At 46.0% G+C, this 15,525-nt stretch carries 8 protein-coding genes and 1 pseudogene; all 9 read right to left on the bottom strand.

Translation table 11 applies throughout. The features are described 5' to 3' along the window. Positions 1-105: 105 nt before the first annotated feature. Positions 106-1,527: a hypothetical protein gene (locus ACE5LO_RS12885; RefSeq protein WP_375520422.1), complete on the bottom strand. Its 1,422-nt coding sequence runs from the start codon at positions 1,525-1,527 to the stop codon at positions 106-108. Positions 1,528-1,837: 310 nt separating this feature from the next. Next, positions 1,838-2,155: pseudogene (locus ACE5LO_RS12880) on the bottom strand (alpha/beta hydrolase family protein); the annotation flags it as partial. A gap of 301 nt (positions 2,156-2,456) precedes the next feature. Continuing rightward, positions 2,457-4,496, bottom strand: coding sequence for a GxGYxYP domain-containing protein (locus tag ACE5LO_RS12875; RefSeq protein ID WP_375520421.1), 2,040 nt, complete (start codon positions 4,494-4,496; stop codon positions 2,457-2,459). A 2-nt stretch (positions 4,497-4,498) separates the two neighbouring features. Beyond that, positions 4,499-6,514, bottom strand: coding sequence for a glutaminase family protein (locus ACE5LO_RS12870; RefSeq protein WP_375520420.1), 2,016 nt, complete (start codon positions 6,512-6,514; stop codon positions 4,499-4,501). 31 nt (positions 6,515-6,545) lie between these two features. Beyond that, complete coding sequence (locus ACE5LO_RS12865) at positions 6,546-8,174, bottom strand: extracellular solute-binding protein (RefSeq protein WP_375520419.1); 1,629 nt, start codon at positions 8,172-8,174, stop codon at positions 6,546-6,548. Positions 8,175-8,219: 45 nt separating this feature from the next. Beyond that, positions 8,220-9,116 carry a carbohydrate ABC transporter permease gene (locus tag ACE5LO_RS12860; RefSeq protein ID WP_375520418.1) on the bottom strand — a complete coding sequence of 299 codons (897 nt, stop codon included), beginning with the start codon at positions 9,114-9,116 and terminating at the stop codon, positions 8,220-8,222. Positions 9,117-9,128: 12 nt separating this feature from the next. Continuing rightward, positions 9,129-10,043, bottom strand: coding sequence for an ABC transporter permease (locus ACE5LO_RS12855; protein ID WP_375520432.1), 915 nt, complete (start codon positions 10,041-10,043; stop codon positions 9,129-9,131). Positions 10,044-10,096: 53 nt separating this feature from the next. Then, on the bottom strand, positions 10,097-13,147 hold the full coding sequence (locus tag ACE5LO_RS12850; protein WP_375520417.1) for an alpha-mannosidase: 3,051 nt from the start codon (positions 13,145-13,147) through the stop codon (positions 10,097-10,099). Between the two features lie 25 nt (positions 13,148-13,172). Beyond that, positions 13,173-15,389 carry a hypothetical protein gene (locus tag ACE5LO_RS12845; protein WP_375520416.1) on the bottom strand — a complete coding sequence of 739 codons (2,217 nt, stop codon included), beginning with the start codon at positions 15,387-15,389 and terminating at the stop codon, positions 13,173-13,175. Positions 15,390-15,525: the final 136 nt, after the last annotated feature.

Here is a 15,525-nt window from a genome sequence, read left to right as displayed (position 1 = left end):
TGCCGGATGAACAAGATTCCACAATAATATAGTCCAAGTCGGCTCTCACCGATAGGTGGGGGCTATTTGACGTTCACGCTTTTGCACTTATATTAATCGTACAACTTATTTTATGATTGAAAAGTTTTTAAACAACTCCTCATTAGCGACTTTATATTCCCCCCAGTCAGCATTAACTTTATCTGGAGCAATCCTAATGTCCGAATAAAGATTGATATTTGTGCCTGGCCCTTTTTTAAAGTAAGACATTCCGGTATAAGAACCCCAATATAGCGCAGTTTGATCCTTATTCAGCATATATGCATCTTTAGGAGCTTTAATAATTTGGAGGTTAACTTTTGCTCTTGCATAAATAAAACCAAGGCTATAGGTCATAGAAGGCTCAACCTTTAAACTTCCCTTTAAAATAATTTTTTTCTGCTTTACCCACTTAACATAATTTCTCAAACTATTCATACGTTTATTTAAACTGTAATCATTCACACCTTGAGTACTCATTAATTTATACACGTTCTGTGCCCAGTTATTATCAATTGTTCTATAGTCTACATTTAAAATCAGTTTATAAAATTCTTCAACATTTTTAACCATTCCATCCGCTTCAGTTTTATTATAAGCGAGACCTGTAATTCTTTCCTTACTAGGCTTAAAAGGAAAAACTTCTCCACCTGGTGGATATTTCATCTCATACATCGAATTCGGAATATCATCCAAAATATAAAGATAGTCGTCAGCATTCTTGGGTAGGTTGGTTGTTCTAATTTTTCTATTCCACGGATCGATTTCTCTATCTAAGGTGCTCTTTATAAGAGTCAAAGCTTTTTTATCTACATTTAAAGATTCTGTTTTTCCTAACCAGTCAGTTTTTGTAAGCCATAGAACATTATCGGTCATTTGAAGGGCTTCACGAACCGTCACCGGGTCATCCAAATTTAAATTGCCGTTTTTCGACGAGAGTAATCCAGCTTGTATTGCTACTAAAGCGGAGAACTTATCTGATCCACTAAGTCTATTAGCAGCCCGTACCGCAATCTTTATCATCTCTAAGCGGGTTATATTGGTATTGTAGTCTCCTGTAGTAAAGTCACTTTCAGTGATATAATCTTTTTTTTGAAGGTCTAATAGATATGAGTGATACAAAGAAAGACCGTTAGCTAGATCTTGCTCTCCATGAAACTCCCCAAATCCTCCGTCAAAAATTTTAACGAATTCTCCTCGCGTTATAGTTCGATTAGATTTGACATCGAGATATCTTAGTAGCAAATCTTTTATATCACTTTCTTTAAGTACTTTAAAATTTGTACCAGAAATAATATTTTTCACAACACTTTCATCTATGTAAAAGTTCTCTAAAGCCTTTTTGTATTCACTACTTAAATTATCAAAAATGGCATGATCTATATTCCCATCTTCATCAACACCAGCAGTTTGAAAGCTCCCATAACCAGCATAGACTGGGGATACTGATACCAACATTGAAGAGAGTGTCAATAAAACACACCTGTATATTACTTTCTTACCATTCATCTAAAATCCTCCTTAGTTATTTAGAACTATTATACATGGATATAAATTTGTATCAACTAAAATTTCATAGTTCGAAATATCCAGAAAATAAAAATCAGATAAATAAGGAGCTGAGCTGTAAAAAGGAACTTATCAATAGATATTGTTAATAGTCAATAACGGGACCGTTTGTCTAATTAATTCCGATGCGATAACTTTATTTTTGGCTATACTCCATTGATGACATTTGAATAATGAGAACTTATGTTCTATAATCAGGGTATATCATTGTTCGGAGATGTCTTACCTATGGATTTAATGGAACTAAAAAGTGGAGGAACCTGGAAGAGCCGTTGCCGGGATTCGCAAGGATCAGCGGGTATGAAGTCTGTGCCGAAGAGACTTCGGCCCCTGAATAAGCATGACTGTATAAGCGATAACCTGTCACGGTTAAAAAAAGGATCGTCATGCAATAGGGGAAAAATAGCTGAACTCTGTATCCTTCCACGGTCCAATGAATGACCAGTAAAAGTGTGGCGATCCCGCTTGCAACGGATACTGGAATTCTACGCCGTCCTTTTTTTAATAGGACTGTTAATGCAAACAAGCCGATGTTTGACAATAAAAGCAACAGTTCAAACAATCTCACCTCAAGTCTCCTTTCAAAAAGCTTCCATTTTCGTTCGTTACAATCTTACCTGCCAGGCTAACCTAAGCCCCTCCCTCCTTTTGCTACTTCAGTATAAAGACGGTTTCAAGATCCAAAATGTATCAGTTACGTTAATGTAAACTGCCCGTTAGCTTAACTCTCCCTCTTTTATTAACTTACACAGTTCTTCGTTTATTTGTAATTCAGGTATCCCGGATTGTTACGTTAACTGGTTTAAAAAAAGGACAACCAGAAAAATCCGGTCGTCCTCTTTTCGTGTTTTTGACCGCTTGGTCAAATCTTATTTAGTTAATCCATAGGCTTTTCGAACAAGTGAGAAGTATTCGTCAGCTTTAACGACCTCATATTCTGGCCCAAGAGATTCCGAAATAGCTAGAACATCTGATGGCGTCATACCCCACGCGTTGATCCCAATGGAAATAAATTTTGGAGATTTGCCATCCCAGTCTTTCTTAGCATCGGTCAATACATTTTTGCCGTCCTGAACAGTTGAGATGCCGCGCATCATGGATACCGGAAGGCTCCCGTTCATGATTTTAATGTTGTCTTTCTCATCTCCGGCCAAGAATAGACCCTGGAGTTTATAATATTTCTCATACGCTGCTGCCGCAGCTTCGTTGAGCGGAACATCTCTACCCGATTCACGGTTCAGTACATAAGGGTACGACATGCCAGTTTGTTTAAGATATGAATAGGACTTTTTCAGAAATTCCGTAAAAGTCTCTTGGGGCCAGACTTGCGGGTAGAAGTAGCCAGCTCCGGATGGTCCTGCAACAAGCAGATCATTGTCCGTCGCCGTTGAACGGTAATAATTTAGAATGGCTGGTGCTGCGTCATACAAAAGCGGGCTTGCCGTCCAGTTAATAGGAACTTTACCCCGGGCAGGATCATCCCATAGGTCGCGCATATGGTTCTGGTCGTATTGCAGATTATCCCCTTCGCCAAAGGTGTAGGTCACATAAATTTTATTCTCTAGCTTAGGGTTCGATCGACTGGGGGTCGGTGCTTGTTTTACTTTGGTTCCCGCAAATACGGTCATGTTATGGAACCAGTCGGATGGAAGCACATACACACTGTGACGGGACGTTAGTTCGAGGCCAGCGACCTCTCCTTCAACATCATTGTCGAACCACCCCAGATAAGGGGTCCCCGGTTTGACATCGGATAGAATCTTCTCGAACAGCTCCTTTTCCTCCGGTACACTTGTTGACAGCCAGAAAACCATTGCTTTATTGGCTACAGCATAATCACGGAGATAACCAAAAGGCTCCTTCTCTTCGGAGGATAGAGGTTTAATATGGCTTGCAGATACTTTGTATTGGTTCCACATTTCCACAGATGCGGTTAATTGTTTCGTTTCGGCAGAAGGTTTAAATTCATAAACGAAGTAATTGCCGTTGTCGGCGAAGCGGTGATCGCTGCCAGGTAAAAATTTGGAGCCTTGCCGGTCATACAGGAAAGGTTCTTCCTCAGCGGAACCTGTTTTAAAATCTGCGATGACCTGACCGTCTGCCTTTACAGTAACTTGATGGACGGCTGGTCCCCAGCCATCCTGAGGAAAGGCGTCCTGGAAGCGGAGATAAACAGCCTCATTGCCCAGGTAAGGAGACAAATCATATTCATATGTTTTCCGATTGCTTGCATCGCGTAGTTGTTCCGTCTCCATGCCAATCGTTTGGAACGAATCAAAATTATCCGGGGGAATCGGAATGGAGGTATTTGGGCTTAACCCGACCAACATTCTTTGCGTTGTTTGGCTCCAAAGATTCTCATACTGCCAATTGTATGCGTCCATCCGACTCTTGAATTTGCCTTGCAGATCTTGTAGGACCGGCAGCTTATAAGGTGCCGCTGTTAATTGCTCAGCAAGTTCAGGACTGGCCACAACGGCGTTTTCTAGTCCGGCAAGAGTGGTTGCTACATTAATCGAATCCGGCAGATCAGGATCATAAATAATAATGCCTTTAATTTCTTTTGCATATTTCTTGAAAACATCCATAGCGTTATCGTGCTGTTTGTATGGAACCTGGAGATCTTTTAGCCAAGGGTCCTCTTTATTCTGCTGCACATAAATTCGTGGTTGTACTCTGTTTATGATTCCTTCAAGTGTTGTGAGAAGTAATTTGATATCCCCCGGCGCCTCGTATACATTGGCCACATCCAAAGATTTTGCTTTGCCGAAGGTTGGAAGCGCCTGAGATTCAGGCCATTTCAAAGCATTTACTTCCATAGAAGCATCATCAGCAGCAAAGGCGCCAGCCGATAACACCGTTGAACAGACAAGGGAAATACACAAAATGGCTAACTTGCGAATCATCATTTTCATTTCTCCTTTAAGTGAGATGAGATGAGTAAATAGATGAAGAAGCCCCCCACAACAGAACGATTCTGAAAATTCTTCTGCTCTGTAGTGATTGTGTCATACCAATCCGTTAACGGCACACGAGCGATCGTTTGATTCATAAAATCCCATAGAGGTGTAATCAAGGATTCAAACTCTTCCTGGGTTGAACTCATGGAGGCACACCATACCAGCCAATCCGATTTGGTATACGTATCACGGCTATCCAGCGGGAGGCCGAAGCGATTTTGTTTGTTCCTATAATATTGGAGCTCTTTAGCAGCAACCTCCTGTGGGAACAGGTTGAAGTCAAGAAGGTGATCCCACACCAAATTGTATTTCATGCTCCAAGTCTCTGGTCCGCTGTCGAAAGTGAGCTTATAGTGATCCCCGGCATCTGCCATGGATACCCACTCTTTTGCCATGGTTTCAGCTGCCGTAAGATAAGAGGCCCCTTCCTGTAAACCAAGCTTTTCACACATATACGCATAAGCGGCAATGCCTAATATCGCCTTAATGGACAGATTGGCGTTGTGTGCCAAATGACCGGCGAAGTCATCGGTGCACAGCTGGTTCTCTGGATCAAGTCCATTCTGCAGGAGATACCCCGCCCATTTCGTAAGCAGCTCCCAATGCTCCCTGGCAAAGTCTGCACTTCCCTCATATTTGCATACCGCTGCAGTCATTAGGAGCATATTTCCACATTCTTCAATCGGCATTTGGTTTTCCAACGCATTGTCTCCATATACCTGACCATTGGCTTTTGGATAAGTCCCTACGTCGTGAGGCGCAAACTCAAACGTCCAATGGAGCCTCTTGGCATACTGAAATATCGGACGCATCATGCCCTTGATCAGTTCCGGATTATACCTAAGAAACAACGGAATCGACGGATAACTGACATCCACCGTTGCGATGCATCCATTACTGAAGTTCTCTTTGGAGAAAAATAAAACGTCACCCGAACCATCAGCAACCAGTTTATGTGCAGCAATCGCCTGTCTGTACGTAAGGGCCAGGATGTCACGGTATTTCTCACCGCCTGCAGCTTCACTCTCTGCTAACAGCTCCTGATTAAAGCTCCCGCATCTTTGCAGGATCTCTTCATATTGATCGGCAGCCAATAACAGCATTTCATGAAACGTTAACCCGTTTCGTCTCCAATAGGCATCCAGCGGTTTATGAAAATATTCAATCGAATGTATATCGTCATACGCAAGCATCAGAAACCGGGTTTCCGGCACATCCCGGATGATGCCCATGTCTATCTCTGCTGCCATCACAGGCATGTTATCGGAGACAGCCCTCGGCTGGTGCGGATCATCCTCTGCTGGCAGTTGACTGGTTCGGATATAATGCTCTCGGCTTGCCATGGAATGTATAATCGTCCGGATGCGGGGAGACTGAGGAACCGCAAGAACCATATATCCCCAATCGATCCGTGTGTCATCTCCAACACGCTGCAATACCGGCTGTTCTACGGTCCCCACCGACATTACATTCAGTTGATCCTCAATCACGTGCTGTTTCCAGGCCACTTGCTGATCCGGTGAATGTACACACCACTCGCTTGTTACGTCGAAATAAATCTTAAGTTGATGGGACTTCCCATCCATAGATTTTGCTTGAAAAGTCACGTAGGTCACCGGCCAGGATAACAAGTCAAGATCATCCAGCAGCAAAGGTGTGGTGAACTGAACCTGAAGTTCAATTCCTTCCCCTTGAAAAGTATATTGAGTGGTTACGGGATCCACCGTCAGCCCGGTTTGAGCGAGTGCCTCCGGCTCAGGAAATCCTGATTCATCCTGAGAGGCCGTTTTTCCCATAAAACGTCTGGCGTGACCGTCAATGATCGCAAGCCCAACCATGCCGTGCACCTTGTTCGTCCAATGCCGGGTGTGATCATCGTACAGGTGATCTGCAGAAGACCAAACGCTAAAATAAGGGTCCACGGTTACAAGAGGAACGGATGGAGGTCTGAATTGCTTTGTTGTCATTACCCTTCATCTCCTTAAAAGCATGTTGTCATCAGTTCGGCATCTGAACGGTTACCCTATCTTTTCCTTTCAAATTATCGTTCGTGAACTGCATGGCTTTCTCGTATCCAGTCTTCATGAGCTGCTCCCGGAGTTCGTTGATCATGTTCATCGCGGCTTCGTCCGACTTTGCAAAAACCGCTTCCTTCCAGGCATCTCCCATCCGGTCCATTGAAGGCTTCAGCATTTCCCATTCCGGCGCTTTTGTAATAACATCGCTCGGATTATAGGCAGTAATTACTTGGATGCCGTTTGGACGGAGGATTTTGCGTGCTTGCTCCATCGCTTCGATCCGTTCCGGTTCAGCCCAAATGTCTCCGCCGGCGCTGGAATTGATGCGGTCAAGCCCCGTAAGGGACTTAAGGCCAATGCTAATGCCTTCATTTTTGCGAAGCTTCATGGTAGTGTCCGTACTGAACTTATCAAACCATTCCTGTTTAGCGACAGGTTTGCCATCCTTCATCTCCCAATGAACGCCCTGCACCCCGTACCGTGCCAGCATGAAGCCTTCATCTGACGCCATGAAATCGAGGAATTTAAGGGCTGCATCTACACAAGCGCCTTGACAGTTCTTGGTGATAGCGGTTACATTATTGCCTTGAATCCCCAGATCCACGGGCCGGTCAGGCTCAACGCCCGCCCGCTCCAGCGGTCCGATCGGAATAAATTCGCTTCCCGGATGGGAGAGGGTATATTCTTTGGTTGCATCCAGAATGGCCGGATAGTGAGCGGCCAGGATCGCGATGCGGCCTTGATTGATTTTTTCCTTGGCAATCGGGTCCGTTTGGGTGAAGGCTTCAGGATCTATCAGTCCTTCTTCAAGCAGCTTGCGATAATACAGCGTATAGTCTTCATAACCCTTCGTGAAGAAGCTGTGCTCGACGGTGCCGTCTCCCTTATCTACATAGCTTGCGCCCGGGAAGAACATGGTGTTGCCGATACCAACAGCCCAGCCGTTACTGAAACCGCCCAGCGGAAAAACCGGCTGGCCGTTCTCCTCCAAATGGGCATCCTTAATCTTCTTGAGGAAGTTGTAGAAATCGTCCTTTGTAACAACGGATTGCGGATCGACGCCGACCTTCTCAGCAATGTCTTTGCGGACATAGAAGCCATAGAGCCAATCCATGCCGTCTTCGTTTGTAGCCGGTTGATTTTGCAGAAGCAGATATTTTTTGCCGCCATATGCATCAATCGCCTTTTCATATAATGCCGGGGGTACATTTTCTGGTGCAATAGACTTGGATAGGTTCGGATAATCCTTTAACTTGTCAGAGATATCCACCAATTGCCCCTCGTTGGCTGCCTTAATAATGCCATCCAATTCGCCTCCCCAAGCAGGTCCGGTATAAATATCCGGAAGATCCTGTGTGGCGAAAATCTGGTTTACTTTTTCGGTTTCGCTGCCTTTGGTATACTCCCACTCGAGGGTAACGCCGGTTTTTTCCTTGATCACTTCCTCTACAGGGGTTATATTATCGGACCCGTTCGAGCCATTCCAATTGTGCAGGATTTTGAGCTTGTTACCTTCATTTCCTGATGAATTCGTACAGCTGACCAGCAAACCTCCAACCATGACGGACACGAGTAATGCGGATACACCTTTCGACCAAACCCACTTCAAACCAATCGCCTCCTGGAATAGGAATATCAATGATTTTCGTAATGTCTAGCCTTTAACGGATCCAATCATAACCCCCTTTACGAAATATCGTTGCAGAAACGGATAAATACACAGAATGGGAAAGACCGTGATCACAAGCAGTGCCATGCGAAGTGATTCTGGCGTAGCGTCTGCGCCGCCGGTTCCCCCAACTGTCTGCCCTCCCTGCTGCGCGGCTCGCTGCATCGAATTAGATAACGTTTCAGCTTCCGTCAGCATTTCTTGAAGGAGTGTTTGTACCGGAATCAAATCTTTATTGGATACGTAATAGGCCCCTGAGAACCAGTCATTCCAATGTGCCACCCCGATAAAAAGGGAAATGGTAGCCAAGACAGGTCCGGAAAGTGGCAGGACGATCTTGACGAAGATTTGAAAATCACCATAACCGTCAATATGGGCGGATTCCTCAAGCTCCTCGGGTATGCCCTGCAGAAAGGTACGGATGATAACAATGTGCATGAAATTAAACAGCATAGGAAGAACGTACACCCAGAAGCTGTTGATTAAATGCAGCTTCTGCAGCGTAATGAAATAGGGAATGAAACCGGCATTGAAGATGGTAGGCAGAAAAATATAAAAGGTGAAAAATGAGCGGCCGGGCAGCGTCTTTTTGGAAAGCGCATAAGCCATGAGCGTACACAGGATCACATGCAGGAATGTTCCCAGTACGGTGCGCATGAGCGTAATTTGGTACGCCTTCCAGATACGGGTATTGTCAAAAACCTGGGCATAGTTATCGAGTGTGAATTTACGAGGAAGGAAATAGATGGCGCCCAGCATAGAATCTTTACCGTCATTCAGCGAATAAGCCAAAATATAAATAAACGGGTAGATCATGGAGAAGCCTATCAAAGCAAGTATGCTATAGTTGACAACGGAGAATATAGACCATTTACGTTCCATAACGTCACCTCCTTAGAACAGGGAAACATCACTGGCTTTGCGCGCAATCCGATTGACCGTTAGGACCAGGATCAGACCAATAATGCTCTGAAATAATCCGACAGCTGCGGCGTAACTGAGGCGCCCTTCGCGGATACCGGAATTGATGGCATGGACATCCAGTACAGTGCCCATATTGGCAGTCGCAGGTCCATTCAGGAGAAGCAGCTGCTCATATCCGGCACTCATCAAATTGCCCACGGCCAGAATAAACAGGATAATGGCTACATTACGGATACCTGGTAGTGTTATGTGCCACATCTGTTGAAAACGTCCAGCGCCATCGATCTTGGCTGCTTCATATTGCTGCTGGTCAATTCCCGCAATGGCAGCCATATAGATAATGGAGTTCCAACCAATATTTTTCCAGATATCGGATCCTACGATCAATTGATAGAACCAGGACGGATTGTTAAGGAACTGGATGGGCTCCACTCCAAATGACCCCAATAAATCATTGACTGGACCGCCGTATGGAGTAAGCAGTCTCTGCATCAGGGTGACTACCACGATCCAGGATACGAAATAAGGTAAATAGGACAAGGTCTGAACTGTTTTCTTGAATTTCAATAGCCGCACCTCATTCAAGAGAAGTGCAAGAAGGATTGGCATTGGAAAGCCGACAAGCAGTTTCATGAGGCTGATGATAACGGTGTTACGGATGATATCACCCGATTGATAATAGCTAAAGAATTGTTGGAAATACTTCAAGCCGGCCCAAGGGCTTCCGCTGAAACCGCCAATGAAGGTGTAGTCCCTGAAGGCAACTTGAATGCCATACAGGGGCACATAGGAGAATAGAAAGAACCAGACGATACCAGGCAGCATGAACAAGTAAAAGAGCTTATGTCTCCAGATCCGCTTCATCAATGGATGGGTGGGCTTCATCACATTCCCATCTCTCCTTTCGCTAAAGGGGGAGTTGGCCCCTGTTATTCCTGCTATACTTTCAATCGCAGTGAAATAATTTCAAATGGTTTGAAGAATAAATCTACCTCAGATTGTTCTTTAATCGGTTGCTCTTGAATCTCTAATGATGAAATCTCATTTTCCAGGAGATCAACCATCCAAACTTCACTTACTTCCAACCCGATAAATAGTCTGGTTTTGATTTGAGTGCCTGATGTCTCATACAGACGGATAATGATGTCGCTGCTGTCCTCTGCCTTCTTGACCGATTCCACCATAATACCCGGATGGTTCGGCCGGAAGAACACTTTCGAATGTGGCAGCTTTTCCTTGGGCCGGTCTGATGATGATGGTGACAAGATAACCGGGCGCAGCGGAATATTCAGCTCATTCCCTCTGCGGTAAATTTCTGCCTGTACATGGTTCCCTTGATGCGAGTATAACGAGTAAGTGAACTTATGCTCGGCTCGATCTGCAGCCGGATCAGGATAAGAGGTGCTGCGAAGCAAATGAAGGTCTATGACGTTATGGATCGCCCGGTGGCCGTATTTGCAATCATTGAGCAGCGCTACTCCGTAATCAGGCTCCGATAAGTCAACCCATTGGTGAGCGCATATCTCATCTTTCGCAAAGTCCCACATGGTGTTGCGGTGGGTTGGTCTGCTCAGGCTGCCGAACTGAATTTCACAGTGCACCTGATCGGTACGGATCTCAACAGGGAAAGAGGTGCGCAGCATTTTACCCTCCTCTCTCCAATCTGCAGTGGTCTCGAAGTCGATACGCCGGCTCCCCTCTGTTAGAACCACCGTCTGGGTTAGTGTGGATTCTCCGTAACTGTAAGCGAAGACCAGGCCGGTTTTTGGACCATCGAAAAGTTCATGGACATGCTGAAGAATTAGCGGCATGCCGGGGCTTGCCGAATAATCATGACGGAAATCCCATGCGTCCCCGTCGTCATGATACACACGAAGGTCATTACCCAGGCCGCCCTGCCGGATGACTTCACGAGCTTCCTCCTTATCCAGGATCGAAAGGATGCCGCCGTTCTCAGCAAATTTCACAATAAATTTGTCATTCTCAAGGCTGCGTTCCTTCGTTCTTGCATGAACATAGGAGACTGCTTCAACTTCGACTGCAGGGTCGGCCGCATCCGATACGACGGTATATCCCATGGCCGGAACCTGGACGATACGCCATCGCCCATTGACTTGCAGCCACTCCTCACGTTCCCAAGGCAGTGAATTGAACACCACAATTCCTTTCTCGTCCACCTCACTCGTCAAGATATGCCCTGCTAAATACCGGTGGGTTTCGGTGATCATGGCTTCTGTCTGCTGGAGTAATTCCTCATACCGTATTAATGATTCATCGTATACCCGCTTAATTGAAGACCCTGGCAGGATGTCGTGGAACTGGTACAGAAGAACCTCCTTCCAGAGGGTCTCCAGTTTCTCGGATGGATATGGCTTTCCTAACCAGGCAGCAAGCACAGCGGCAAATTCCAGTTCACGCAGCGCTTTCTCCATCTTCCGGTTGTACCGCTTATTTCGTGCCTGACTGGTCAAGGTTCCTTGATGTTTCTCCAGATAAAGCTCGCCACGCCATGTCTGGAAATGATCTCGTTCCTCATTCAGCCGCTCGAAGAATTTCCAGGAAGGCTCTTGTATAACAGGAGCTAGCCCAAGCAGGTTCTTCTCACGAGCCAGCCGTTCCAAATGTTCTTCTCCGGGCCCCCCGCCTCCATCCCCTATACCGAACAGCATCAGTGCGTGGCTGGATACATTCTTGTCTAAGTACTCCCGCTCAGCTTTGATAATCGAACGCGGAGCCGCAGGGCTGTTGTAAGTATCTTCAGGAGGCATATGCGTTAAAACTGTAGAGCCATCGATACCCTCCCATAGGAAGGAATGGTGTGGATGCCGGTTATACTCACTCCAGGACAGCTTTTGAGTCATCATGTAATCCACACCGGATTTCCTCAATAGCTGCGGTAAGCTTGCGGAGTATCCAAATACGTCTGGCATCCACAGTGTCCTCATCTCGAGCCCGAATTCCTGTTGAAAGTAACGTTTACCATACAAAATCTGGCGTACAAGGGATTCACCACCTGGCACATTGGTGTCTGACTCCACCCACATGGCCCCTTGCGGCTCCCATCGTCCTTCCCGCACCCGCTCCTTGATCTGGTCATACAGCTTGGGATAGTGCGACTTCATCCAATCATATAACTGGGGTTGGCTTGCTCCGAATACATAATCCGGATACCGTTCCATCATGCGAAGCACCGTCGAAAAAGTTCTTGCGCCCTTGCGGATGGTTTCGCGGATCGGCCATAACCAAGCCAAATCAATATGGGCATGGCCAACGGCGCTAATACTGAATACAGGGTCCCCGCCACGAAGTAATAATTGTCTCTCCAATAATTGCTTAGCCTGATGAATACAGTCAGGTGTGAATTTCGCCAATTGCAATGAAACGTCATATAGAGATTGAAGAATCTTTTCTCTGCGCGCAGTGCCGGCGGGAAGATGCTCGGCCGTTTCAAGCAGCACCTCTATGTCGTAATACAGCCCCCGGATGTCTTCATGGCAGATCGCGATAACCGCTTCTTTTAAGGTTCCGCCGCAGTACTTGCCAAATAAGTCATTATTGCTGGCATCTGCCCATATTTCAATTTCCCCGCCGCTTATCGAAGAACGATCTACTTGAACTACTCTCTTACCGGGGAGGCCCAGTGTGAAATCAAATTCCGAATTGATTGTGGTTAAACCTTGAACGGGTGTCCCTTCGTTATCCACTAGACAAAGTTCGCCATTGACATCCAGCAGAAGAACGACCTTTGTATCTGGTATGGATTGTGAAATATGACCCGTAAAGCAAAACCAGGCGCAATCCCATAACTTGCCCCATCGCTCCCCGGGCGAAAGTGTGATTTTGTCCCCCGACATTCTTTCAGCGAACGGAACGGGCTCTGGTGTAACCCATGCTGTCGCTGTCAACTGGGTAACCGGTTCATAAATGGCTTCACGGAGTTTGGACAATAATTGTTTTAAGGGTTCGAATCGTATGGGTTCATACGGCATGATTGTTTTTACTCCCTCCCGTTCATCAGGCTTTTAGAGTTTCACTGCTCCACCTTGCCTGGACCTTGATTTTATTCTCGCTGCCATGCTCATACCGTAGAAGTACGGTTTGTGATTTCGGATCCCATTCCCATACCGCAGCCGCTTCCTCTCCCCGGCCCATACAGCAGACCGATACCGGTTCGGCAGGGCAGTATAGTCTGGCAGTTGCCTGTAGGTTGGCTGGACCTTTGGCTACAAATTGGAAACCTGCATCTGTTATCGTTAAGTTTTCTATTCTGGAGGAGGCAGAGATGAGTTTTACTTTGCCATGCTGTGGTCGTCCAGCCGTAACATCATATAACAGAGCCTGCTCTCCTGGAGCTAAACGAACTTCCTGCAGAACGCGAAGGACAGGATCAAACAAGTCAACAACTGGACCAGGGATCACCAAGGCTTCTTCCGATACCGACTCCTCCAGAACGGATGCAATAATATAGGGACCCCGCTTGATTTTAAAGTAATTTTTTGATTTCCAGGATTCATGAGAACCATAAATTTTGTCCACTGCTTCCCTTACAGACTGCCGTAGTTGATCTGCACCAGTCTTCGATGAAGAACAGACAGCCGGATGCACACAGAGCCAATTAACCAATCCCTTACCGGAGTACTGAATGCCCTGGTGTTTTTTTTTAAGACCAAGCTGTTCAAATAAGTGCTCGCGAGGAGAGTGATAAACCTGATTTGGACTTCCACTGCGAAGGTCGCCATTCCACCATGCACGAATGTTGTGATAGGGGTCGCTGTCATCACCGACATAGACCAATGCCCCGCCATCCTGTACCCATTGGGCTAGTGCAAAATGGATATCCGAGTACTCCGGCTTCATAAACTCATAACTCAAAAGAAGCACACGATAGGGGGCCAGGTAATGCGGATATCGCCTCACATTATCAAGCTGGACAGGCCTCGCAGGTATGCCATGTTTAAGTAAAGGCAGCGCAAGTCCATAGAATGGAGAGAAATCGAGCAGTTCCGTATCCCCGTCCTCATGGAATGCTTCTGGATCTGTTCCGTCATATTTTCCGGCATCGGGTGCTTCCGGCTCCGGCTTCATGCGCTGAAACATCGCCGAATCGGCAATGAATACACCGACCTGAAGAGACTCATCTTCTGTTTCGATGTTGTCCTGGTTCATGTTCCCGAGTGTGTGCATGACGTTCAGCAGCGTCGTTGCATAATCGGCGGGAATCCCCACTTTTTCCTGCCCCTCATCCGCTTTATAAGTCCCTTTAAAAATTCTTCGCGGCCATGGCGCGACTTCATAATGAGCAACTCCGGGATGGAGTAGTGAAGCTGCAACCGTTTTCAAATAATTCTGCTTATAATCGGCCCATGTATGATTCGGATTGTCTTCAATGGGATCATGAAGAAACCACATTCGTCTGTCTGTTCCCCTTACCAGCTCTTGCATCACCCCATATTCCAGGTATGCGGTTTCAAAAGTGCGTTCCTTTCGTACGCCTTCATATACGTTGGGAGTACGTGACGTCCCGGTCCAAATTTGTGCTATATATCCATCCACAGAAGGAAGTTCTATCAAGCGGGATTGGGGGCTAACGATCCGCCACTGTGTATAATTGATCAAACTGTGTGTTGGAACGTAAAAACGAAGGACGCGATTGTAGCGTTTGAGAGCATAATCTTTCATCTCGGTACATAACCGATCTAATACGCGTGTATATAAAAACGCTTTCAATTTAGAGGCTCTATACTGCGCGTCCGGCGAAGCGTGAGGCGGACACCAGGGTTCTTTGTAATACAGCTGCCACTCTCTTTTAAAGGATTCGGAGTATCCGCCGTTCACCCAAAATTCAGGTTCCTCCAAATGGATCGCTTCCACGCCGGAATCAACGGCTAAACGAATTCGATCAGAGAGAAATCTGCCGAAAGAGACGGTAGGTACCATATAAGGGATAACAGGCTTCTTTCCATGAAGAATCATCGCCCCATGCCGATCCGTCTGTGCTTCATCCCAATGTGTCTCCCCGTCTACTTCGCCGTCTAAGTAACTGTTATAAGTCCCCCACGCTACCCCGGTCATCAAATGAACAATGTATCCTTTTGCCTTCCATTCCTGAATACGCTCAGGCATCGTTTCGTCAATCCCGTAGACCATGACAAAGTCTGTCTGCAGATCATAATCGGGATGATAAGGGGCAGATTCCTGAAATCCAATTCTTTCTTCATTACGGTTTCGCATCCCAGCTTTAACCTCCCTAACTGTGTGAGGAGACTCATTTACCAAAATATAATATACATTAAAAATATATTCAATATGTTTTATGAAGAAATAAAAATGTCTTTTCCGTAAATTCGGAAAAGACGTTCATATCAAT

This window comes from Paenibacillus medicaginis (assembly GCF_042138635.1).
In the GTDB taxonomy this organism is placed as follows: domain Bacteria; phylum Bacillota; class Bacilli; order Paenibacillales; family Paenibacillaceae; genus Paenibacillus; species Paenibacillus medicaginis.
Note: the sequence above shows the minus strand (reverse complement) of the source record. Positions and strands in the feature narration are given on the sequence as shown.

Bases quoted from the DNA above. Each gene is read 5' to 3' on its own strand.
- ACE5LO_RS12885 (WP_375520422.1), bottom strand. From the start codon at position 1,527: ATGAATGGTAAGAAAGTAATATACAGGTGTGTTTTATTGACACTCTCT.
- ACE5LO_RS12875 (WP_375520421.1), bottom strand. From the start codon at position 4,496: ATGATGATTCGCAAGTTAGCCATTTTGTGTATTTCCCTTGTCTGTTCA.
- ACE5LO_RS12870 (WP_375520420.1), bottom strand. From the start codon at position 6,514: ATGACAACAAAGCAATTCAGACCTCCATCCGTTCCTCTTGTAACCGTG.
- ACE5LO_RS12860 (WP_375520418.1), bottom strand. From the start codon at position 9,116: ATGGAACGTAAATGGTCTATATTCTCCGTTGTCAACTATAGCATACTT.
- ACE5LO_RS12855 (WP_375520432.1), bottom strand. From the start codon at position 10,043: ATGAAGCCCACCCATCCATTGATGAAGCGGATCTGGAGACATAAGCTC.
- ACE5LO_RS12850 (WP_375520417.1), bottom strand. From the start codon at position 13,147: ATGCCGTATGAACCCATACGATTCGAACCCTTAAAACAATTATTGTCC.
- ACE5LO_RS12845 (WP_375520416.1), bottom strand. From the start codon at position 15,389: ATGCGAAACCGTAATGAAGAAAGAATTGGATTTCAGGAATCTGCCCCT.